General features: G+C 71.4%; 19 protein-coding genes. 11 read left to right on the top strand and 8 right to left on the bottom strand.

Annotated features, from left to right (window positions below):
* Positions 1 to 92: 92 nt before the first annotated feature.
* From chvE to DSZ44_RS10655, 7 genes are all read right to left on the bottom strand, one after another.
* Positions 93 to 1241 (bottom strand): multiple monosaccharide ABC transporter substrate-binding protein, encoded by a 1149-nt coding sequence (chvE, locus tag DSZ44_RS10685; protein ID WP_110852622.1) that lies wholly within the window; start codon positions 1239 to 1241, stop codon positions 93 to 95.
* Positions 1242 to 1527: 286 nt separating this feature from the next.
* Positions 1528 to 1785, bottom strand: coding sequence for a helix-turn-helix domain-containing protein (locus tag DSZ44_RS10680; protein ID WP_110852621.1), 258 nt, complete (start codon positions 1783 to 1785; stop codon positions 1528 to 1530).
* A complete protein-coding gene (locus DSZ44_RS10675; RefSeq protein ID WP_146237522.1) occupies positions 1785 to 2459 on the bottom strand; it encodes a hypothetical protein in 675 nt (224 codons plus the stop codon). Before DSZ44_RS10675 ends, DSZ44_RS10680 begins: the two co-directional genes overlap by 1 nt.
* Before the next feature lie 35 nt (positions 2460 to 2494).
* Positions 2495 to 3148, bottom strand: a complete 654-nt coding sequence (locus tag DSZ44_RS10670; protein ID WP_110852619.1) for a hypothetical protein — start codon at positions 3146 to 3148, stop codon at positions 2495 to 2497.
* Positions 3149 to 3240: 92 nt separating this feature from the next.
* On the bottom strand, positions 3241 to 3537 hold the full coding sequence (locus DSZ44_RS10665) for an antibiotic biosynthesis monooxygenase family protein (RefSeq protein WP_110852618.1): 297 nt from the start codon (positions 3535 to 3537) through the stop codon (positions 3241 to 3243).
* Positions 3538 to 3660: 123 nt separating this feature from the next.
* Positions 3661 to 4668: a LacI family DNA-binding transcriptional regulator gene (locus tag DSZ44_RS10660; protein WP_258369418.1), complete on the bottom strand. Its 1008-nt coding sequence runs from the start codon at positions 4666 to 4668 to the stop codon at positions 3661 to 3663.
* A 109-nt stretch (positions 4669 to 4777) separates the two neighbouring features.
* Positions 4778 to 5803, bottom strand: a complete 1026-nt coding sequence (locus tag DSZ44_RS10655) for a LacI family DNA-binding transcriptional regulator (RefSeq protein WP_110852617.1) — start codon at positions 5801 to 5803, stop codon at positions 4778 to 4780.
* A gap of 148 nt (positions 5804 to 5951) precedes the next feature.
* On the opposite strand from DSZ44_RS10655, the gene DSZ44_RS10650 reads away from it, so the two are divergent.
* The 6 genes from DSZ44_RS10650 (at position 5952) to araA (ending at position 13416) form a co-directional block, all read left to right on the top strand.
* Entirely contained in the window at positions 5952 to 7208 is a 1257-nt protein-coding gene (locus DSZ44_RS10650) for a sugar ABC transporter substrate-binding protein (protein ID WP_110852616.1), read from the top strand.
* A gap of 52 nt (positions 7209 to 7260) precedes the next feature.
* Positions 7261 to 8196, top strand: coding sequence for a carbohydrate ABC transporter permease (locus DSZ44_RS10645; protein WP_110852615.1), 936 nt, complete (start codon positions 7261 to 7263; stop codon positions 8194 to 8196).
* Entirely contained in the window at positions 8193 to 9008 is an 816-nt protein-coding gene (locus DSZ44_RS10640; RefSeq protein WP_110852614.1) for a carbohydrate ABC transporter permease, read from the top strand. Before DSZ44_RS10645 ends, DSZ44_RS10640 begins: the two co-directional genes overlap by 4 nt.
* A gap of 41 nt (positions 9009 to 9049) precedes the next feature.
* Positions 9050 to 10960, top strand: coding sequence for a glycoside hydrolase family 127 protein (locus DSZ44_RS10635; protein ID WP_110852613.1), 1911 nt, complete (start codon positions 9050 to 9052; stop codon positions 10958 to 10960).
* A 219-nt stretch (positions 10961 to 11179) separates the two neighbouring features.
* Positions 11180 to 11905 (top strand): L-ribulose-5-phosphate 4-epimerase, encoded by a 726-nt coding sequence (locus DSZ44_RS10630; protein WP_110852612.1) that lies wholly within the window; start codon positions 11180 to 11182, stop codon positions 11903 to 11905.
* A gap of 2 nt (positions 11906 to 11907) precedes the next feature.
* Positions 11908 to 13416: an L-arabinose isomerase gene (gene araA, locus DSZ44_RS10625; RefSeq protein ID WP_110852611.1), complete on the top strand. Its 1509-nt coding sequence runs from the start codon at positions 11908 to 11910 to the stop codon at positions 13414 to 13416.
* Positions 13417 to 13480: 64 nt separating this feature from the next.
* On the opposite strand, the gene DSZ44_RS10620 is transcribed toward araA, so the two are convergent.
* Complete coding sequence (locus DSZ44_RS10620) at positions 13481 to 14506, bottom strand: LacI family DNA-binding transcriptional regulator (protein ID WP_258369417.1); 1026 nt, start codon at positions 14504 to 14506, stop codon at positions 13481 to 13483.
* Between the two features lie 202 nt (positions 14507 to 14708).
* Here DSZ44_RS10620 and DSZ44_RS10615 point away from each other — a divergent pair, with 202 nt between their 5' ends.
* The 5 genes from DSZ44_RS10615 to DSZ44_RS10590 all read left to right on the top strand — a co-directional run bounded on the left by DSZ44_RS10615 (position 14709) and on the right by DSZ44_RS10590 (position 23081).
* Positions 14709 to 15704 (top strand): ABC transporter substrate-binding protein, encoded by a 996-nt coding sequence (locus tag DSZ44_RS10615; RefSeq protein WP_110852609.1) that lies wholly within the window; start codon positions 14709 to 14711, stop codon positions 15702 to 15704.
* A 95-nt stretch (positions 15705 to 15799) separates the two neighbouring features.
* Positions 15800 to 17335, top strand: a complete 1536-nt coding sequence (locus DSZ44_RS10610; RefSeq protein ID WP_110852608.1) for a sugar ABC transporter ATP-binding protein — start codon at positions 15800 to 15802, stop codon at positions 17333 to 17335.
* Positions 17332 to 18399 (top strand): ABC transporter permease, encoded by a 1068-nt coding sequence (locus DSZ44_RS10605; RefSeq protein WP_110852607.1) that lies wholly within the window; start codon positions 17332 to 17334, stop codon positions 18397 to 18399. Before DSZ44_RS10610 ends, DSZ44_RS10605 begins: the two co-directional genes overlap by 4 nt.
* Entirely contained in the window at positions 18396 to 19466 is a 1071-nt protein-coding gene (locus DSZ44_RS10600) for an ABC transporter permease subunit (RefSeq protein ID WP_258369416.1), read from the top strand. Before DSZ44_RS10605 ends, DSZ44_RS10600 begins: the two co-directional genes overlap by 4 nt.
* A gap of 126 nt (positions 19467 to 19592) precedes the next feature.
* Positions 19593 to 23081 carry an alpha-L-arabinofuranosidase family protein gene (locus DSZ44_RS10590; RefSeq protein WP_181424607.1) on the top strand — a complete coding sequence of 1163 codons (3489 nt, stop codon included), beginning with the start codon at positions 19593 to 19595 and terminating at the stop codon, positions 23079 to 23081.
* Positions 23082 to 23088 lie beyond the last annotated feature (7 nt).

The raw sequence follows: 23088 nt of genomic DNA, 5'->3' as shown, positions 1-23088 counted from the left end.
GGCCGGTCAGGCGACCGTTCCGCGACCCGCGCCCCAGGCCGGCGGCCTGGGGCGCGGGAGCGGGCGGTCGGTGGACTGTGGAGCGGGTCGACCTAGAGGTCGAGCTCGCTCGCGTCGTAGAACTCGGAACCGACGAGCTTGTCCTCGACCGTCTCGGGGGTGACGACCTCGGGCGGCAGGAGGTAGGACGGGACGACCTTCACGCCGTTGTCGTAGGTCTCGGTGTCGTTGACCTCGACCTCCTCGCCCTTGACGATCTGGTCGACCATCGTGGCGACCTGCGAGCCCAGGGTGCGGGTGTCCTTCCAGACCGTCATCGACTGCATGCCTGCGAGCATGTTGTTGACGTTGGCGAGGTCGGCGTCCTGGCCGGTGATGATCGGCCAGTCCTCACCGGGCGTGTAGCCGGCCGCGTCCAGGGCCTGCTCGATGCCCAGGGCGAGGGAGTCGTTGGGGGAGAGCACGACGTCGACCTTCTCGCCACCGGCGTAGAAGGAGTTGAGACGGTTCTCCATCTCGGACTGCGCGGTGTCGGACTCCCAGCCCTGGATACCGATCGTCGTCCACTCCTCGACGCTCGCGGGAGCCTTGCCCGAGGGCACGACGAGCTGGCCGCTCTCGACATAGGGCAGGAGCACGTCCCAGGCGCCGGCGAAGAAGAAGCGCGCGTTGTTGTCGTCCGGGGAGCCGGCGAAGGGCTCGAGGGTGAAGGGGCCCTCCTCGCCGTCCTCCAGGCCGAGCTGCTCGACGATGAACTCGCCCTGCATCTGGCCCACGCCGTAGTTGTCGAAGGTCGCGTAGTAGTCCACGGCCCCGGAGTCGTTGATGAGGCGGTCGTAGGCGATGACGTCGACGTCCTGGTTCTCCGCGGCCTCCAGGACCGGGGTGAGCGCCGTGCCGTCGATCGCGGCGATGACGAGGACCTCGGGGTCCTGGTTGAGCATCGTCTGGATCTGGTTGATCTGCTGGTCGACCTCATTGTCCGCGTACTGCAGGGAGGTCTCGTAGCCCATCTCCTGCAGCGCCGCCTCGAGGTTCGCGCCGTCGTTGTTCCACCGCTCGAGGGAGCGCGTGGGCATCGCGATGCCGATGAGGCCACCGGCCTCGCCGCCGCCGTCCGTGGCAGCCGTGTCGCCGCCGTCACCGGAGTCCGTCGTCCGCTCGCTGCTGCATGCTGCAGCACCGAGCATGAGGGCGGACGTGGCGACGAGCGCCATGGCCTTCCGAGTGCGCAATGACATGTGAGTCCTCCTGTGCGCGTGCGTCGTCGGCACGCCTGGATGTAACCGTGCCCGTGCCGTCGGCCCGGGAGGTCCGCCGAGCTCCGATGAGCCCGCCTGTGCGCCCGCGCCGACCCCCGTGTCGGTTTGTTGTCTCACGAAACTTACGCCACCCCATCGCGGGTGTGCAAGGGTCCTGGCGGCAGTCAAAAAGGGGTTGCCTAGCCATGACCTAAGTTTTGCGAGGGCCGAGAAGATCCGGGTGACATAGCACGACAAAGCGGGCGTCACCAGTGGTACCGGTCCGTCAGCCCCGCGCCGAGGGGGTGCTGCGCACGAGGAGCTCGCCGATCTCACAGTCCAACGCCTGGCAGATCGCGGTGAGGGTGGAGAAACGGATCGCGCGGGCGCGGTCGTTCTTCAGCACCGACAGGTTGACGATGCTCATCCCCACGAGCTCGCTCAGACGGGTGAGCGTCATGCCGCGCTCGGCGAGCAGCTCGTCGAGGCGGCAGTGGACGCCGGTGGGCGCGGAGTCCTCCTCGGAGGGCTTGGCCCGCGCCATCAGACCAGGCCCTCGGTGTCGCGCTGCAGGCGCGCGCCGATCTGGAAGGCGAGGGCGACCACGGCCAGGGCGAGCCCTACCCCGACGGGCGCGAGGCTGAGGTCGAGGGCAAAGGTCATCAGGCCCTCGTACCCCTCGGGCCGGGCCGTGTCGGCGCCTCCGGTGATGTCCGTGCCGAGATGGTCGACGACGGCGGCGTTCCCCGCGGCGCCGAGCAGCTGGCTCACCGTCCCGCCGACGATGATGAGGACGGCGCTCGCCACCAGCGCCGCCGTCATCGAACGTCCGAAGGGGCGGTTCCGCAGCACCCGCAGCGCGAGCCACAGCAGTGCCAGGCTCACCCCCACCACCGCCAGCGCCGTCACGGCGGACTGTGCGGCGAAGGGCCACCGCGCGGCGGTGGGCAGGCCGGTGACGGTGAGCGCCGCGGACTCGTACCAGGCCTCGCTCACCTGTCCGAAGGGCTCGGTGAACTCGGGCGTACGGGCGTTGACGAGCGGGAACCCGTGGAGGGTCAGCGGATCGTCCCGCAGCGCCTGGACCACGGACATCACACCACCGACGGCGGCACCCACGGCCACCAGCGCGGCCACGGCGGCCGTCGCCCCCAGGGCGACGCGGTCCCCGCGCGACATGACGGGCCGCTCGCCCACGGGCGGTGTCGCAGCATTCATCGAGTGCTCCTCACGTGATGTCATCGGTGCCGCCGTCAGACCAGTCCCGCGGTGTCGCGCTGCATGCGCTCGCCGAGCGCGAATGCGACGGCGACGACGCACAGCGCCAGTCCGACACCGATGGAGGCCAGGCTGAGCTCGGAGGAGACGGTGAGGCGTACCCCCGTCTCGGCGGCCATGGTGGCCACCCCGAGGTGCTCGACGACCTGCGTCCTGCCCGCCAGGGCGAGCAGCTGGGGCAGCACGCCGCCGGCCGTGACGAGGACCGCGGTGGCGACCAGCGCGACGGTCAGCGAGCGGCCGAACGGCCGCTGGCGTGCGATGCGGACGCAGAGCTGCACCAGGACCAGGCAGATCCCGACGACCGCCAGCGAGCCCACCGCGTCCCCCGCCCAGAGCAGCCACCTCGTCCCCGCCGGCACGCCCTCGACGACGGCGGTCAGGGCGCCGTACCGCGCCTCGCTGATCGCGGGGAGGTGCTCGGTGAAGGCGGGCGCCGACGCGTCGCTCACGGGGATGCCCTCCACCTCCAGCGGGTCGTCCCCGAGGGTGTGCCGGGCGCCGAGGACCGTGCCCACGACGTGTGTCAGCGCGACCAGTGCCGCTCCCACGCCCACGATCCACAGGCCTGCGCGGCCGGACGCGTCCGCGGGGCCGCGGACGCCGGGGGGTGTGGTGATCGTGTCCAAGGAGGGCCACCTTTACGATTCTCGATAATAGCGACAATCGATAAGGTAGGAGTCGTTGCCCGGTCCTGTCAACGGGTACGGCGCCGTCGTCGTCAGGTCAGGTCGACGACCTCGAACTCGAGGAGCTCGGCGCCGCTGGCCACCGGGCGGCCGCTCCCGCCGTGGCCGTGGGAGAACTCCTGGGAGTCGCGCCACGCCTCGAAGTCGGCCTGGCTCGCCCACGTCGTCACGACGAAGTAGCGCTCCTCGCCGGCCACCGGGCGCAGCAGCTGGAAGCCCTCGAAGCCGGGGGCGGAGTCGACGGCGTGCTTGCGGGCGGAGAACCGGGCCTCGAGCTCGGGGCCGGCGCCCTCGGGCACGGAGATGGCGTTGATCTTGACGACGGACATGCGGGCTCCCTCGGTAGCGTTCGTGCCCCGATCGTAGGAGCGGTCGGTCGAGGAGCCAGTGGTGACGCAGGCGCAGCGCCCGCTCGAGGCCCGGTGGGGGCGTCCACCTGTCGGCGGCCCGGGTCAGCCGACCGGTGCTCCGCGCTGGGCACCGCAGGACTCGCGCACCACGAGCTCGGGCCGGTTGGGCTCGGGGTCCCCGCGGCGTCCGTCGAGGGCCGCGAAGAGGGTGTCGATGGCGTGCCGGCCGAGCGCCTCGAAGGGCTGGCGCACCGTGGTCAGCGGCGGCTCGTAGAACTCGCAGCCCGCGACGTCGTCGTAGCCGACGACGGCGATGTCCTCGGGGATCCGCAGCCCCGCCTGGTGGAAGGCGCGCATCGCACCGAGGGCCATGTAGTCGTTGGCCGCGAAGACGGCGGTCGGCAGCTCACGCTGGGCGAGCAGCTGCTGGGCACCGGCGTAGCCGTCGGCGCCCTCCCAGCCGCCGCGCACCGGCTCGGGCACGGCGAGGCCCGCCTCGGCGAGCTCGGCCTGCCAGCCCACCACGCGCGCCCGCGCGTCGAACCACTCGTCCGGGCCGGCGATGTGCGCGATGCGCTCGTGCCCCAGGCCGACGAGGTGCGCCGTCGCGTCCCGCGCGCCCTGCTCGTTGTCGATGGCCACGACGTGCAGCGGCCCGGGCTCGGGCATGTCGGTGGCGATGGCGACCACGGGCAGCGTCCCGGCGAGCCGCTGCGCCTCGACCGCCGTCTGCATCGTCGGCGCGACGACGATGATGCCGTCCACGCCGAGGGTGAGGAAGAAGTCGAGCACGTCGGTGGGGCTGGTCCGCGCCGTCTCCGTGGCCGCGCTGATCGTCGCGTAGCCGAAGTCGAGCGCCGCCTCCTGGATGGCGAGGCTCGTGTGGCTGGGGCCGAAGAGGGTCACCGCCGGGGTGACGACGCCGATGAGGTGGGAGCGGCTGGTGGCCAGCGCGCGCGCCGACATGTTGCGGCGGTAGCCGAGCGCCTCGATCGCCTCCTCCACCCGCTGGCGGGTGGTGGGCCGCACGAGGTCGGGAGCGTTGAGCACCCGCGAGACGGTCTGGTGTGAGACGCCCGCACGCGCGGCGACGTCCGCCATCACCGGCATGCGTCTGGCCTTCCCTGGCACGACGTTGTCCACTGGGCTTCTCCTATCGGTTCTCGGCACATTGTGCCGTCTGCGGCCACCGCGTCGGTGCGATGGTGTGTCAGGGGTGTCAGGCTCCCTCGAGGGAGGAGCCGCGGACGACGAGCCGGCACGGCTCGGTGTGGACGCCGGACGCCGTCTTGCCGTCCATCGCGTCGAAGATCGCCTGCGCCGCGCGACGGCCGAGCCGCTCGAAGCTCATGTCGACGCTGGTGAGCTGGGGGCGCGCGCCGGTCGCGAGGATCTCCCAGTTGTCGAAGCTCACGACGGAGACGTCGCGCGGCACGTCCCGGCCGAGGTCGCGCAGCGTGTCGAGCACGCCGCGGGCGATCTGGTCGCTGCCGCAGACGATCGCGTCGACGTCGGGGGAGCGGTCCAGCACCGTGCGGGTGGCGGCCCGTCCCCACGACTCCGACCAGGTCCCGTGGGCCGCGTGCCCGTCGACGAGCTCGAGGCCCGCGGCGGCCATCGCCTCGTCGACGCCCTGGACACGGTCCCGCGCCGCGGCGTAGGTGGGGTCACCGGCGATGTGGGCGATGCGCCGGCGCCCCAGCGTGATGAGGTGCTCGGCCGCCTGCCGCCCGGCGCCGACGTTGTCCGGGACGAAGGAGAGGTCCGCGGGGTTCTCCGAGGGGGCGTAGACGTAGACGACGGGGACCGGCACGTCCGGCACGGGCGGCCGTGGGTCGGTCCGGCTGCCGACGATGATGAGTCCGTCCACCCGGCGCCCGAGGAGGGCCTGGAGGTGGTAGGACTCCCGGATCGGGTCCTCGCGGGCGTCGCACAGGAAGATCGAGGTCTTCCCGGCACCGAAGGCGTCCTCGGCCCCCATGAGGATGGGGATGGAGAAGCGGCCCTCGAGGTCGTTCGTCACCAGGCCCACGGTGCCGCTCTGCCCGCTGAGCAGGTTCTGCGCCAGCGTGTTCGGCGTGAACGCGAGCCGCTCGGCCGTCTCGACCACCCGCCGTCGGGTGTCGGGATGGACGTTCGCCCGGCCGTTGAGCGCCTTGGACGCGGTCGCCACCGAGACCCCGGCCAGCTGGGCGACGTCCTTGAGCGTCACCTTGCGGGAGCGGGTCCCGTCCCCGTCGTCCATATCGCCTCCTCACGGATGAAACCGTCGTCATCCTAGCCTTGAAATCTGACCCAGGTGCCGTGCTACGGTGCATCCGAAAACCATTTCGGTACGTTTCCGTACCGACCCCACATGGGATCCGGGTCCGCCCGGAGGAGGAGAGGGTGCAATGACGACCCAGTTCACGAGGCGCGCGATGGTGGGGGCCACCGCGGTCCTGGCACTGACCCTGGCCGCGTGCGGCGGAGGGGGCGACGCCGACGACGCCGCCACCGGTGGTGACTCCAACGAGCTCACCGTGTGGCACTACTTCAGCGAGGACAACCAGGTCGCGCTGATGGACGCGTACGCGGAGAAGTTCTCCGCGGAGCACGAGGGCGTCACCGTCAACAACGTGTTCCAGCCCTACGACCAGATGAACTCCAAGGTGGTCTCCGCCGCCGGCGCCGGGCAGGGCCCCGACGTCATCGTCTTCAACGGCGCGGAGTGGAGCACCCTGGCGATGGCCGGCGCGCTCGCCCCGCTCGACGACCACTGGGCCGACTTCGAGGACGCCGACCAGTTCCCCGACGCCGTCCTCCACGGCATGGACGGGTCCACCTATGCCGTCCAGGGCTACGTCAACCTCCTCGGCCTCTGGTACAACGCCGACATCCTCGAGGAGATCGGCGTCGAGCCGCCCACGACGATGGAGGAGCTCGAGTCCGCCATGGCCGCCGCCGTCGAGGCCGGCCACCGCGGCATCACCCTGTCCGCCCTGCCCCAGTCCCAGGGCGAGTGGCAGGCCTACCCCTGGCTGAGCAGCGCCGGGTTCGACTACGAGAACCTCGACGAGGCCGCCCTCGCCGAGGGCTTCGGCCGCGTGCGCGGCTGGATCGACGAGGGCTACCTCTCCCAGGAGGCCGTCACCTGGGACCAGACCGTCCCCTTCCAGCAGTTCACCGCCGGTGGCGTCGCCTTCGCGGAGAACGGCAACTGGCAGATGGGCGCCGCCGCGGCGGACGCCGACTTCGAGTACGGCGTCGTCCCGCTGCCCCTGGACGAGAGCGGCCAGGTGTACCTCGGCGGTGAGGGCCAGGCCATCGGCGCCAACGCCCAGAACCCCGACCTCGCCTGGGAGTACCTCCGGTCGACCTACCTCGACTACGACGGCCAGCTCCTCGCCCAGGAGAACGTCGGGTCCATCCCCTCGCGCGCCGACGCCTCCCAGGAGGAGAGCGTGACCGCCGACGAGCTGCTCCAGCCCTTCGCCCAGACCCTCAACGAGCGCGGCACAAACTACCCGGCGTCGGTCATCCCGCCGGAGGCCGTCGCCGACGTCCAGGCCGCCGTGGGCCAGGCGTGGAGCGCGGCGCTCGCCGGGCAGACCGACCCCGAGGCGGCTGCGGCGCAGGTCGTCGGCCAGCTCCAGGGCCTCATCAACTGACCGAGGGGGAGGCGCTGATGTCGACAACAACACGTGAGAGGCATGGACTGACATGACGATCACCCCGGTACCGGCGCCTCCCCGCCGTCGTGGCCGTACCTCCGCGCGGCCCGCGCGGGTGCGGAACACGCGGTACGCCTTCCTCGTCCCAGCGGCGGTCTTCTTCGCCCTGTTCTCGATCTACCCGCTGTACACGCTCGTGTCGATGAGCCTGAGCGACGTCACGTCGGCGACGCTCAACACCGACTGGGTGTTCAGCGGCCTGGAGAACTTCCGCGCCGGCTTCGAGTCCGGCGAGACGACAGGCGCCCTGCTGCGCACGCTCGTCTTCGTCCTCTTCGTCACGGTCGTCGGCATGGTCGGCGGGCTCGCGGCGGCCATCGCGCTGCGGACCACCGGCTGGTGGTCCGCAGCGGTCCTCGCCGTCATGGTGTTCGTCTGGGCGCTGCCGCCCGTCGTCAACGGCAGCGTGTGGAAGTTCCTCCTCGCCGACGCGGGCCTCCTCAACATGGCCGCCCGCGCACTCGGGCTCACGGAGACGGCGCTGCCCTTCCTCTACGACCCGCAGTGGGCGCTGTGGGCGGTCGCCTTCGTCAACGCCTGGGCCGTCATCCCGTTCAACGCCCTCGTCTTCCGGGCCGCGCTCATGAACATCTCCCCGGAGGTCTTCGAGGCCGCCTCGCTCGACGGCGCGAACAGGTGGCAGGAGATCCGCCACATCATGATCCCCGCCGCCCGTCCCACCGCCATGGTGCTGCTCGTCCTCACCATCGTCTTCGGCTTCCGCAGCTTCGACTACATCTACGTCATGACCTACGGCGGGCCGGGCTCGGCGACGACCACCCTGCCCTTCCTGGGCTACCTCCAGGCCTTCGGTCGCTACGACTTCGGCCTGGGATCGGCGACGTCGGTCATCACCGTGCTCCTCGTCGTCGTCCTGGCCCTCGTCTACGTCCGCAGCATCCGCCGGGAGGAGAGCGAGTCATGAGCATGAAGGCAGGGCCGGTCACCACCGGCATCAAGATCGTCCTGGCACTCCTGTACGGCGTCCCGCTCCTGTGGATCGTCCTCACGTCCTTCAAGTCCAGCGGGGACGTCTTCAGCAGCGACGCCACCCTCCTGTTCCGCCCCGTCACCGAGGCGTACGTGGGGGTGCTGGGCCCCGACCTGTTCGTCGCGCTGCGCCAGTCGGTCGTCATCGCGGTCGGGACGACGGCGCTCGTCCTCCTCATCGGCATCCCCGCCGCGTACGCACTGGCCCGCACCAGCGGTCTCATCACCTCCGTCGGCCTCGCGCTGCTCATCGTCCTGCAGATGCTCCCGCAGACGGCCAACGTCATCCCGCTGTTCCAGGTGTTCGGGAGCTGGGGCCTGCTCGACAGCACGCTCGGCGTCATCGTCGCCGACACCGCGCTCCTCACGCCCTTCGCGGTCATGCTCATGCGGCCGTTCTTCCGGGCCGTGCCGATGTCGCTGGAGGAGGCAGCCTCGCTGGACGGGGCGAACCTCCTCCGCACCTTCGGGCGGATCGTGCTGCCCGTCGCCCGCAACGGTGTCGCCACCACCGGGACGCTCGTCTTCATGCTCGCGTGGGGTGAGTTCCTCTACGCGGTCAACCTCTTCCTCTCCCCGGGCACCTACCCGCTGAGCGCGCTCGTCGCCCAGCAGGTCGGCGCCTTCGGGATCGACTGGCCCGGCCTCATGGCCCTGGCCGTCCTCACGTCCCTGCCGATCCTCGTCGTCTACGCCCTCAGCTACCGACTTCTCCGCGACGGCCTGACCGTCGGCGCCGTCAAGTAGCCCACCCCTCGCACGCCCTCTCACAAGGAGTTGGTACCGCCATGCCCACAGGCCACGACACGCAGGCCCGCGCGCTGCCCGTCTCGCCCTCGACCGGCGCCCTGCGACCGCTCGACCTCCACGAGGTCCGCGTCACCGGCGGGTTCTGGAGCGACTTCCAGCAGCGGAACGCCACCGTGATGATCCGCCACGCCGAGGACTGGATGGAGCGCGTCGGGTGGATCGGGAACTTCGACGCGGCCGTCGAGGGCCGCCTGCCCGCCGACCGCCAGGGCCGGGAGTTCGCCGACTCCGACGTGTACAAGCTCATGGAGGCGATGGCCTGGGAGATCGGGCGTACCGGCGACGCCGAGCTCGAGGCCCGCTTCGAGGCTCTCGTCGACCGCATCGAGCCGGTCCAGGAGGAGGACGGCTACCTCAACACCCACTTCGGCCGCCCCGGCCAGCAGCCGCGCTACAGCGACATGGAGTGGGGCCACGAGCTCTACTGCTTCGGACACCTCATCCAGGCCGGTGTCGCCCGCGGCCGCACGCACGGACGCGACCGATTCGTCGAGATCGCGATCCGCGCCGCCGACCACGTGTGCGAGACCTTCGGCCCCGACGGGCTCGACACGATCTGCGGACACCCCGAGATCGAGCCGGCCCTGGCCGAGCTCGCCCGCTACACGGGGGAGCGCAGGTACCTCGACCAGGCGCGCCTGTTCGTCGAGCGCCGCGGCCACGGGCGCCTCGGGGAGATCTGGTTCGGCCCGGAGTACTTCCAGGAGGACGTCCCCGTCCGCGAGGCCGAGGTGCTCCGCGGGCACGCCGTGCGAGCGCTGTACCTCGCCGCCGGCGCGATCGACGTCGCCGTGGAGACCGGTGACGAGGAGCTGCTCGGGGCCGTCACGCGCCAGATGAGCCGCACCGTCGCCCGCCGCACCTACCTCACCGGCGGCATGGGGGCCCACCACGAGGGCGAGGCCTTCGGTGACGACTTCGAGCTCCCCTCGGACCGCGCCTACTCCGAGACCTGCGCCGGCGTCGGCGCCGCGATGGTGGGCGAGCGGCTGCTCCTCGCCACCGGTGACCCCGCCCACGCCGACCTCGTCGAGCGGGTGCTGCTCAACGTCGTCGCCACCTCGCCGTCGGAGGACGGGCACGGCTTCTTCTACACGAACACGCTCCACCAGCGGGAGCCGGGCACCACGGCGGCCGCCGACGAGGTGGCCCCGCGTGCCGCCTCGAGCCTGCGGGCGCCCTGGTTCGCCGTCTCGTGCTGCCCCACGAACGTGGCCCGGACCGTCGCCTCCTTCGGCACGTACGTGGCGACGGCCGACGACGAGGGCGTCCAGCTCCAGCAGCTCGCCACCAGCGAGGTCCGCACCACGCTGCCCGACGGCTGCCCGGTGGCCCTGGACGTCGCGACGGACTACCCGCACGACGGCCGGGTGCGCGTCACCGTCCGCGAGGACGCCACCCGCCCCTGGACGCTGCGCGTGCGTGTCCCCGGCTGGGCCACCGACGGCGCGGTGCTCCGCGTCGACGGGGCCGAGACGACGGTCATGCCCGGCTACGCCGAGGTGCGCCGCGCCTTCCGGGCCGGCGACGTCGTCGAGCTCGACCTGCCCGTGCGGGCCCGGTGGACGTGGGCCGACCCGCGCGTGGACGCCGTGCGCGGCCAGGTGGCCGTCGAGCGGGGCCCGCTCGTCATGGCCCTGGAGTCCACCGACCTGGGCGAGGACGTCAACCTCGCCGCCGTCGAGGTCGGGTCGGCCCCGGTGGAGCGCGACGGCCAGGTGCTCGTGCGGGTCCGCACCGCGGCCGCAGCCGAGCGCGACTGGCCGTTCGTGACCGAGCCGACGCACCCGGACACGGTCAGGGACGCTGGACTGGTCCCGCTCGTGCCCTACCACCGCTGGGGCAACCGCGGCCCCTCGACCATGCGCGTCTGGATCCCCGAAGCCTGACCCCCCCCACCCCCCCACCCACCCACCCCACGCCGAGTACGCACATCCGGTCGTAGGGACGCGCATTCCCGGGCGTCCGCAGTGACCGGATGTGCGTACTCGGCAAATCGTGATGTGAGCGGTAACATCGTCGGCGATGGGTCGATGACGACGAAACGTGAGGACACGCATGACTCCCAGCACAACCACCTCCGTCACCGGCACGAGGGAGGGCGCGCGATGAGAGCGCTGACCGACCTCACGGCCGAGCAGCAGGAGGCGGTGGCCAACACGCGCGGCATCGTCGCCTCCCTCCATGCCGAGCTGCCGCGCAACGGGCTGGTCGTGTGGACCGCCGGCAACGTCTCCCAGCGCGTGCCGGGCACCGACCTGTTCGTCATCAAGCCGTCCGGCGTCTCCTACGACGAGCTCGCCCCGGACGTCATGGTCGTGTGCGAGCTGGACGGCACGAAGATCAACGACGGCACCGCGGCCCACCTGCAGCCCTCGTCCGACACCGCCGCGCACGCCTACGTCTACCGGCACATGCCCGAGGTGGGCGGCGTCGTCCACACCCACTCGCCCTACGCCACGGCGTGGGCGGCGGTGGGCGAGCCGGTGCCGTGCACGCTGACGATGATGGCCGACGAGTTCGGCGGCCCGGTCCCGATCGGCCCCTTCGCGCTCATCGGTGACGACTCCATCGGCCGCGGCATCGTCGAGACGCTGCGCGACTCGCGCTCCCCGGCGGTGCTCATGCAGAACCACGGGCCCTTCACCATCGGCAAGGACGCCCGCGCCGCCGTCAAGGCTGCCGTCATGGTCGAGGAGGTGGCCCGGACGACGTTCCTGGCCCGCCAGCTCGGCACCCCGATCCCGATGGACCAGGCCGACATCGACCGCCTCTACGACCGTTACCAGAACGTCTACGGCCAGCACGCCGACGACGACGAGCAGGAGAGCTGAACATGGACAACCCCTTCGAGGGCAAGGAGATCTGGTTCCTCACCGGGAGCCAGGACCTCTACGGCGAGGACACGCTGGCCCAGGTGGCCGAGCAGTCGGCGCAGATCGTCGCCACGCTCGACGAGGCCGCGCAGATCCCCGTGCGGATCGTGCTCAAGGGCACGATGAAGGACCGGGACGCCATCCGGGAGACCGCGCGCGCGGCGAACGCGGACCCCAGCTGCCTCGGCGTCATCGTGTGGATGCACACCTTCTCCCCGGCGAAGATGTGGATCCTCGGCCTCGACGCGCTGGACAAGCCGATCCTCCACCTCCACACCCAGGCCAACCTCGCGCTGCCGTGGTCCACGATCGACATGGACTTCATGAACCTCAACCAGGCGGCGCACGGCGACCGGGAGTTCGCCTACCTCGCCACCCGGATGGGTGTGGCGCGCAAGACCGTCGTCGGGCACGCCAGCCACGAGCCGGTGCGCGACAAGATCGCCACCTGGGCCCGTGCGGCCGCCGGCTGGGACGCGCTGCAGCACATGCGCGTGGCCCGCTTCGGCGACAACATGCGCGACGTCGCCGTCACCGAGGGGGACAAGACCGAGGCGGAGATCGCGCTCGGCGTCTCGATCAACACCTGGGGCGTCAACGACCTCGTCGAGCGGGTCGAGGCCGTGGAGGAGTCCGCGATCGACGCGCTCGTCGCCGAGTACGACGAGCTGTACGACGTCGTGCCCGAGCTCAGGGCCGGCGGGGAGCGCCGCGAGTCGCTGCGCTACGGCGCGCGCCAGGAGCTCGCGCTGCGCGCCTTTCTCGAGGGTGGCGGCTTCACCGCCTTCACCACCAACTTCCAGGACCTCGGCGGGCTGCGCCAGCTGCCCGGCCTGGCCGTCCAGCGCCTCATGGCCGACGGCTACGGCTTCGGCGCCGAGGGCGACTGGAAGACGGCGATCCTCGTGCGCGTGGCCAAGGTCATGGGCTACGGACTGCCCGGCGGCGCCTCGCTCATGGAGGACTACACCTACGAGCTGACCCCGGGGCGGGAGAAGATCCTCGGCGCCCACATGCTCGAGATCTGCCCGACCCTCACCGAGGAGCGGGCGTCCCTGGAGATCCACCCGCTCGGCATCGGTGACCGCGAGGACCCGGTCCGCCTCAAGTTCACCGCGGACCCCGGCCCGGCCGTCCTCGTCTCCCTCGCCGACCTGCGCGAGCGCTTCCGCCTCACCGCGAACGTCGTCGACGTCGTCGAGCCGGACGAGGAGCTGCCCCACCTGCCCGTCGCCTGCGCCGTGTGGGAGCCGCGCCCCGACTTCGCCACCTCCGCGGAGTGCTGGCTCACCGCCGGGGGAGCCCACCACACCGTGATGTCGACGGCGCTGGGCATCGAGGCCTTCGACGACCTCGCCACCATCGCCGGCATCGAGCTCGCCGTCATCGACGAGGACACCTCGGCGCGGGCCTTCCGTGACGAGCTGCGCCTCAACCTCGCCTACTACCGCCTGGCCCAGGGCCTGTAGCGAGACCGCACGAGAGAGGGGCCGGCCCGCCCGGGCCGGCCCCTCTCGCGCGGGAACCGGGCGCTCACCGCGGGACGTGGGGCCCCGAGGACGCCCGGACCACCAGCTCCGGCCTGCTCGACGACGGGGCCGGGGTCGCGCCCGCGAGGACCGCCACGAGCGTGTCGATCGCCTGGGTCCCGACCTCGTCGAAGGGCTGGCGCACCGTCGTCAGGGGCGGTCCGTAGAAGGCCGAGCCGGGGACGTCGTCGTACCCGACGACGGCGACGTCGTCGGGCACGCGCAGGCCGGCGTCGTCGAAGGCGCGCAGGAGGCCGAGGGCCAGGTGGTCGTTCGCGGCGAAGACCGCCGTCGGGACATCGGCCTGCGCGAGGAGCCGCTGCCCGGCGGCGTACCCCTGGCCCGCGTCCCAGCCTCCCTCGACGACGTCGGGGACGCGCAGACCGGCGTCGCGGAGCTGGGAGCGCCACCCCTCCACGCGCGCCCGGGCCTCGAACCAGTCGGCCGGCCCGGCGACGTGCGCGACGTGCCGGTGCCCGAGCCCCACGAGGTGGGCGGTCGCGTCGCGCGCTCCCTGTCGGTGGTCGATCGTCACCAGGTGCAGGGGCCCGGGAGCGGGCTGGTCGGCGGAGATGACGACGACGGGCAGCGAGACGGCCAGCCCGTGGGCCGCCTCGGCGGTCGCCACGGTGGGCGCCACGACGACGATCCCGTCGACGCGCAGGTCGAGGAAGAACTCGAGGACCTCGTGCGGGCTCGCCGTCGCGTCCTCGATCGCGGCGGTCACGCTCGCGTACCCGGCGGCGCGGGCGGCGTGCTGGATCGCCGTCGTCGCGTGGCTCGGGCCGAAGAGCGTCACCCCCGGCGTGACCACGCCGATGAGCTGGCTCCGGTTCGTCGCCAGGGCACGCGCGGACAGGTTGCGCCGGTAGCCGAGGTCGGCGATCGCGCGGCGCACCCGGTCGCGGGTGGCCGGCCGCACCAGCGCGGGGGAGTTGAGCACCCGGGAGACCGTCTGGTGGGACACCCCGGCGCGCGCGGCGACGTCCGCCATCACGGGGGAACGTCGTGGCGTCAGTGGTGCGTTCATTGTTACCCCTGCAGGTCAGAGCGGTGTCGGCAGCGACTGCTCACGTCCGGGTGGGGTGCCGGCAGGCCGGTCCGCCTCGACCGTCGACCTTCACCGAACCCCTTGACCGACCACATGTTAGCGCCCACAATGAGAGCGCTAACACACTGACACGCACACGGAGTGCGACAGGCATCGAAGTCGATGCTCTCGAGGAGGAGACATGTTCAGTAGCAGAGGCGCACGCCTGCGGGCGACGGCGGCACTGGCAACGGCCGCGATGCTGGCCCTGGCCGGCTGTGGTGGAGGGAACGGCGACGGCGGCGACGACGGTGCGACCGCGGGCGGGGGCGGGGGTGACGAGCTCATCCGCGTCGGCTTCTCCCAGCTGGGAGCCGAGAGCGGGTGGCGCACGGCCAACACCGAGTCGGTCCAGGAGAGCCTGAGCGAGGAGAACGGCATCGACCTCACCTTCGTCGATGCGCAGCAGCGTCAGGAGAACCAGATCCGGGCCCTGCGCGACTTCGTCTCGCAGGACATGGACGTCATCGCCTTCTCGCCGGTCATCGAGACCGGCTGGGACCAGGTGCTCCAGGAGATCAAGGACGCGGGCATCCCCGTCGTCCTCGTGGACCGCACCGTGGAGACCACGGTCGAGGACCCGTTCGTCACGTGGATCGGCTCGGACTTCCGCGCCGAGGGCGTCACCGCGGGGGAGTGGGTGGCCGAGAACCACCCGGACGCCCAGATCTTCGAGCTCCAGGGCACGATGGGCTCCGGCGCGCAGGTCGACCGCCAGGAGGGCTTCCGCGAGGTCGTCGGTGACCAGGTCATCGGCGAGGCGAGCGGCAACTTCACCCGGGCCGAGGGGCGCACGGCCGTCGAGGCCGCGCTGCAGGCCTACCCGGACATGGACCTCATCTTCTCCCACAACGACGACATGGGGCTGGGCGCCATCGAGGCCATCGAGGCGGCGGGGATGACGCCCGGCGAGGACATCACGATCGTCACCGTGGACGCCGTCAAGGACGGCCTCCAGGCCCTCGTCGACGGGAAGTTCAACTACGTCGTCGAGTGCAACCCGGTGTTCGGTGACCAGCTCGCCGAGCTCATCAACCAGGTGCACGCCGGCGAGACGGTGCCCGAGCAGACCTTCGTCGAGGAGAGCGCCTTCGACCAGACCATCACGCAGGAGTTCGTGGACGCGCGGCCGTACTGACGCAGGACCGGCGCCGGGGTGACCCGGCGCCGGTGGCCGGCCCGCCACGGTGGCGGGCCGGCGTCAGTCACCCGTCCCCACACGGAAGGTCGGCGATGTCCGCTGCACCCACCCCGGTCGTCGAGATGACCGGGATCACGATCACGTTCCCGGGGGTCAAGGCGCTCGACGCCGTCGACTTCCGGCTCTTCCCCGGTGAGGTCCACGCCCTCATGGGTGAGAACGGCGCCGGGAAGTCCACCCTCATCAAGGCGCTGACCGGCGTCTACGGCATCGACTCCGGCCGCGTCGTCGTCGCCGGCCGGGAGCAGCGCTTCAACGACCCCGGTGCGGCCAAGGCCGCCGGGATCAGCACGGTCTACCAGGAGGTCAACCTCTGCGCGAACCTCACCGTCGGCGAGAACGTCATGCTCGGCCACGAGGTCCGCACCGGCCCCTTCATCAACTGGCGCGCCACCCACCGGGAGGCGGCACGCCACCTGGCCGAGCTCAACCTCGCCATCGACCCGCGCTCGCCGCTCGCGTCCCACACCATCGCCGTGCAGCAGCTGTGTGCCATCGCCCGCGCGATCGTCGTCGACGCCAAGGTGCTCATCCTCGACGAGCCGACCTCGAGCCTGGACAAGGCCGAGGTCGCCGAGCTCTTCCGGGTGATCCGCCAGCTGCGGGACAACGGGGTCGCGGTCCTGTTCGTCTCGCACTTCCTCGAGCAGGTCTACGAGATCTCCGACCGGATGACCGTGCTGCGCAACGGCCGGCTCGTCGGGGAGCACCGCACCGCGGAGCTGCCGCGCCTGGAGCTCATCTCCCAGATGATCGGCCGGGCGAGCGACGCCTTCGAGGACATCGAGCAGGAGGCCCGCGCGGTCGCCTCCCGCCACGCCAGTGGCAGCACACCGCTCCTGCGGGTGGCCGGCCTCGGCAAGGACGGCTCGATCGAGCCCTTCGACCTCGAGCTGCACGCGGGGGAGATCGTCGGCATGGCCGGGCTCCTCGGCTCCGGACGCACGGAGGCGGGGCGGCTGCTCGCCGGCGTCGACCGTGCCGACCACGGCACCGTCGAGATCGACGGCACGGCGGTGCGGCTCAGCTCACCGCGCGTCGCGCTGAGCCACGACATCGCCTTCTCCACCGAGGACCGGAAGAAGGAGGGGATCGTCGGCGACCTCACCGTCCGGGAGAACATCGCGCTGGCGATCCAGGCCGGCCGCGGCACCTGGCGGCCCATCCCGCGCAAGGAGCTCGACGCGGTCGTCGCCACGTACATCGAGGCGCTCGACATCAACCCGCCCAACCCGAACGCCCTCATCAAGAACCTCTCCGGAGGCAACCAGCAGAAGGTGCTGCTCGCGCGCTGGCTCGCCACCTCCCCGCGGCTGCTCGTCCTGGACGAGCCCACCCGCGGCATCGACATCGGTGCCAAGGCCGAGATCCAGAAGCTCGTCGCCGACCTCTCCCGGGACGGAATGGCGGTCGTCTTCATCTCCTCCGAGCTCGAGGAGGTGGTGCGCCTGAGCGAGCGGATCCTCGTGCTCCGCGACCGCCAGGTCATCGCGGAGGTCGACAACGACGACGACGTCACCCCCGGGGCCATCCTCGAGACCATCGCGAGCGGAGCACAGGAGTCATGACCGCGTCCACCGACCGACGGACAGGGCGCAACCTGCTGCGCGACATCTCCAGCCACGGCATGTTCTGGCCGGTCGTCGCCCTCGTCCTCCTCGTCCTCGCCTGCGGGCTGCGCAGCCCCGGCTTCCTCGACATCACCGTCCGGGACGGGCACCTGTTCGGCCAGCTGGTCGACATCGCGCGCAACAGCGCGACACCGCTCCTGCTCGCCCTGGGCATGTGCCTCGTCATCGCCACCGGCGGCATCGACCTCTCGGTCGGCGCGGTCATGGCGATCTCCCTCGCCGTCTCCCTCGAGTACATCGACGGCGCGGCGGACCCCGGTGCCGCCACGGCGATCACCGCCGTCGGGCTCGGACTGCTCGTCGCCACGCTCGTCGGCGTCTTCAACGGGTTCCTCGTCACCGTCCTGGGGATCCAACCCTTCATCGCCACGCTCATCCTCATGGTCGCCGGGCGGGGCATCGCGATGCTCATCACCCAGGGCCAGATCACCACCGTCACCAGCCCGCCCTTCAAGTCGATCGGCTCGGGCTTCATCCTCGGGATCCCCACCCCGGTGGTCATCGCCCTGGCGGTGTTCGTGCTGCTCACCCTGGTGGTCCGGCGGACCGCGCTCGGCATGTTCCTCGAGTCGATCGGGATCAACGGGGAGGCTTCCCGCCTGTCCGGGATCAAGGCGCGCAGCACGACGTGGATCGTCTACGTCATCGCCGGGCTTCTCGCCGGGCTCGCGGGCATCGTCTACGGGGCCCCCACGATGGCGGCCGACGCGAACAACATCGGCCTCATGCGCGAGCTCGACGCGATCATGGTCGTCGTCCTCGGGGGCACCAAGCTCTCCGGCGGACGCTTCTACCTCGGTGGCGTCGTCGTGGGTGCGCTCATCCTCAGCACCATCGAGCGGGCCGTCATCATCTTCCAGCTGCCCTCGGAGACGACGCCGCTGTTCAAGGCGCTCGTCCTCATCGCCGTGACGGTCGCGGCGTCGCCGATCCTGCGCGAGCGCGTGCAGCTGCGGCGGGCCCGGGCAGACGTCAACCCCGAGAAGGTGGCAGCAGCGTGAGATCACAGACGCAGACCCGTGGGACGGCGAGCCCCCAGGCCACGCCCCCCGCAGCCGGCGGTGCCACCGCCCTCCGGGCACGCCTCGGCCGGCTGGACCGGCGCTTCCTGCCGGTCCTCGGCACCGTGGCCACGCTCGTGGTCATGCTCGGGGTCGGCCAGGCCCGCTACAGCACCGACAACGCGAGCTTCGTCAACATGCGGTTGTTCTCCAACCTGCTGGTGGACAACTCCTACCTGCTCGTCCTCGCCGTCGGGATGACCTTCGTCATCCTCACCGGGGGCATCGACCTCTCGGTGGGGGCCGTCGTCGCGCTCGTCGGCCTCACGGTGGCCCAGCTGTTCATCGCCGGGGTGCCGCTGCCCGTCGTGCTCGCGGTCGGTGTCCTCATCGGCACGCTGTGCGGACTGCTCATCGGCGTCATGGTCCAGGTGTTCGACATCCAACCCTTCATCGCCTCGCTCGCCGTGATGTTCCTCGCGCGCGGCCTGGCCAACGTCGTCAGCGTGCAGTCCCTCGCCATCGACGACCCCGGCTTCGCAGACCTGGCCTCCTGGGGCGTGCAGTTCGGGGAGGGCAGCAGCATCTGGCGGATCAACTCGAGCATGATCGTGGCCGCCGTCGTCCTCCTCCTCGCGTTCTACCTGCTGCACTACACGCGCTTCGGCCGCACCGTCTACGGGCTGGGCAGCGGGGACGACGGCTCGGCCGTCCGGCTGATGGGGCTGGGCGGCGAGCGGACGCGGATCCTCGTGTACGTCATCAGCGGCACCTGCGCCGGCATCGCCGGCATCCTCTTCGCCTTCTACACCCGGTCCGGGTTCAACCTCACCGGGATCGGGATGGAGCTCGACGCGATCGCGGCCGTCGTCATCGGCGGCACGCTCCTCGCCGGCGGCGTGGGCTTCGTCCTGGGCACCGGCGTGGGGGTGCTCGTCTACGGCCTCATCCAGGTGCTCATCGCCCGCGAGGGTCTCGACTCGTGGTGGACCCGCGTGTTCATCGGGATCGTGCTGCTCGCCTTCGTCATCCTGCAGCGCGCCATCTCGGTGCGGCGCAGGAGCTGACCCCCCGACGCCGGGGTGGCAGGCGGCCACCTGCCACCCCGGCGCACCGCACGACGTCCGGACCAAAGGAGGGCCTCACACACGACGACACGGCATGACCCCACTCGCGCACACGAATGGAGCACCATGATTGTCTCGCGGCGGCGCACCGTAGCGCCACCAGCTCTTGCCTCACTCACCGCCCTCACGCTCACGGCCGCCCTGCTCGCCGGTGCCCCGGCGTCCGCAGCGGCACCACCCGACGTCCTGCCCGAGGACGCCTGGCTCGAGGAGTTCGACGCCGAGGCGCTCGACGAGCGCTGGACCGTCCACGGCGAGTCCGCCGACGACTGGAGCCTCGGGGACGGGGCCCTCACCATCGCCTCGCTGCCCGGCGACACCTACCAGTCGGACAACAACGCCCAGAACGTCTTCACCGTCGACGTCCCCGTCGGCGACTTCACGGCCGTCACCTCCTTCGACGCCCCCGCCGTCCAGGACTTCCAGGGCGCGGGACTCATCGCGCTCGCCGACATGGACAACTACGTGCGGGCCGGCCTGGCGCACGTCGGCTTCGCCGAGGGGGGCCCCGTCGTCGTCGAGACCGACGTCGAGGTGGCGGGGGCGTTCTCCGCCTCCTTCGCGCCCCGTCCCGGGTCCACCGGGGAGACGCTGCGGATGCAGCGCTCCGGTGACGTCGTGACGACGAGCTACTGGCAGGACGGGGCATGGGTCGAGGCGGGGGAGGTGACGGTCCCCTTCGACATCACCCAGGTGGGGCTCTACGCCCTCGCCCCGGGGGGAGCACCCTCGCACGACGCCGTCTTCGACTACTTCGCGATCTCTCCCGCAACCGTGCCTGAGCCGGAGGAACCGACCGATCCCGAGGAGCCGGCCGAGCCGGAGGAGCCCACCGAGCCCGAGGAGCGCGCCAGCCTCCACATCGACGGCGACGGCACCGACATCGAGATGAGCCCGGACCTGTACGGGCTCTTCTACGAGGACATCAACTACGCCGCCGACGGCGGCCTGTACGCCGAGCTCGTCCGCAACCGCTCCTTCGAGTTCAACGCGGTCGACAACGCCTCCTACACGGGCCTCACCGGCTGGCAGGTGGTCCAGCCGGCCGGTGGCTCGGCGGCCGCCGAGGTGGTCTCCGACGAGGAGCGCCTCAACGACGCGAACCGCTTCTACCTGAGACTGGACGCGACGGCGGCTGGCGCCGCGATCCGCAACGAGGGCTTCAGCGCCCCGGGCCTGGCCCTGGAGGAGGGCACCGAGTACGAGTTCTCCGTCTGGGCGCGCACCGCCACCGCCCAGGACCTGTCGGTCCGCCTCGAGGACGCCGCCGGTGCCGAGGTCCACGGGACGGCCACCGTGGCCGTCGACGGCTCGGACGAGTGGACGAGGTACGAGGTCACGCTCACGTCCGACACGACCACGGACGCCGGCCGGCTGACCGTGGAGACGGGCGCCGCCGGGGTGCTGCACCTGGACATGGTCTCCCTCATGCCGGGCGACACGTGGGAGGGGCCGGTCAACGGGCAGTACGGCCTGCGCGCCGACCTCACCCAGAAGCTGGCCGACCTCGACCCGTCCTTCCTGCGCTTCCCCGGCGGCTGCCTCATCGCGGGCAGCTACGACACCTACGAGGGCAGCGGCTACGAGGACCGCGCCCGCATCTACCACTGGAAGGAGACCATCGGTCCGCTCGAGGAGCGGGCGACGAACAAGAACTGGTGGGGCTACAACCAGACCTACGGCATCGGCTACCTCGAGTACCTCATGCTCGCCGAGGACCTCGGGGCGCTGCCGCTGCCGGTCGTGTCGGTCGGCACCAACGCCTGTGGCGGCCCGGCGGCCACCCAGGACCCGGAGGTCCTCGACACGCTCATCGACGACACCCTCGACCTCATCGAGTTCGCCACCGGTGACGTCGACACCGAGTGGGGCGCGGTCCGCGCCGGGCTCGGCCACCCCGAGCCCTTCGACCTGCAGTACATCGGGCTGGGCAACGAGGACTCCCAGCGGGAGTACTTCGAGAACTACCCGCTGTTCCACGACGCGATCCGCGAGGCGTACCCGGAGATCTCGATCGTCTCCAACTCCAGCTTCGCCTCGGGCGGGGACCTGTTCGACGAGCTGTGGGACTTCGCCGCCGAGCAGGGGGCGGACATGGTCGACGAGCACTACTACAACGACGCCGACTGGTTCCTCGCCAACACCGACCGGTACGACAGCTACGACCGGGAGGGACCGGACGTCTTCATCGGTGAGTACGCCTCGCGCGGCAACCGTTTCGCCAACGCCCTGGCGGAGGCGGCCTACCTCACCGGCATCGAGCGCAACTCCGACATCGTCAAGATGGCCTCCTACGCCCCGCTGTTCGCCAACGACCAGCACGTGCAGTGGGCCGACGCGAACCTCATCTACTTCGACAACGACGAGTCGTGGGGGACGGCGAACTACTGGGTCCAGCACCTCTTCTCGAACAACCGCGGCCACGAGGTCGTGCCGAGCGCCCTCGAGGGCGGCGAGGTCGAGGTGCCCGACGCCTCCGGCGGCGTCTTCCTCTCCACCTGGGCGACGAGCGCCGCGTACGACGACCTCGTCGTCACGGGCGAGGACGGCGAGGTGCTGCTGGCGGAGGACTTCTCCGCGGGCGCCGAGGACTGGGCACCGGTCGCCGGCACCTGGGAGGTCGTCGACGGGCAGTACCGCCAGACGTCCACCTCGGTGGAGGACGCCCGCACGGTCCCGGCCGGTGCCTACGACGAGGACTGGACGAACTACACCGTGGAGCTCACCGCGACGAAGCTCGACGGCAACGAGGGCTTCCTCGTCGGCTTCGCCGCCGGCGGCCCGGAGGACTTCTACTGGTGGAACATCGGTGGCTGGAACAACACCCGGTCCGTCCTCGAGCGCGCCAACGGCGCCCGTCAGGGTGAGGTCGCGGCGCGGGAGAACGTCTCGCTGACCACCGGTGAGGAGTACGACGTGCGGATCGAGGTGGAGGGCACCACCATCCGTCTCTACCTCGACGACGAGCTCCACCTGGAGTACACCGAGCCCGCGCCGAGCAGCACCCTGCACCACGTCGTCACCCGCGACACCGACCGCGGGGACCTCGTCGTCAAGGTGGTCAACTCCGCCGACACCGCCGCGGTCACGGACATCACGGTGAGCGACGCGGAGGTCGACCCGACCGCACGGGTGACGGAGATCGTCGCGGACCCCGCCGCGGTCAACACCAAGGCGGACCCCGGCGCCGTCGTGCCTGTCGACCGGGAGATCACGACGGCGGGTGAGGAGTTCACCTACGAGTTCCCCGCCCACTCGGTGACCTTCCTCCGGCTCGCCGTCGACGGCGCCGACCCGGACCCCGAGCCGACGGACCCCGAGCCGACGGACCCCGGCCCGACCGACCCGGAGCCGACGGACCCCGGGCCGACCGAGGAGCCGACGACGCCGACCGACCCGCCCGCCGGCGGGCCGGACGACTCGTCCGGTCCGGGCAGCGGACGCCTCCCCGCCACCGGGGCGGGCCTCGCGGGACCGCTGGCCCTGGTCGCCCTCGCGCTGCTCGGCGCGGGGCTGGCCCTGCGCGCCAGGCGCGGCGCCGGACTGGAGGGCTGAGGCGCCG

Source organism: Georgenia satyanarayanai (assembly GCF_900116375.1).
Taxonomy (GTDB): domain Bacteria; phylum Actinomycetota; class Actinomycetes; order Actinomycetales; family Actinomycetaceae; genus Oceanitalea; species Oceanitalea nanhaiensis.
The sequence above is the reverse complement of the archived record's forward strand: the minus strand, read 5'-3'. Positions and strand labels throughout refer to the sequence as shown.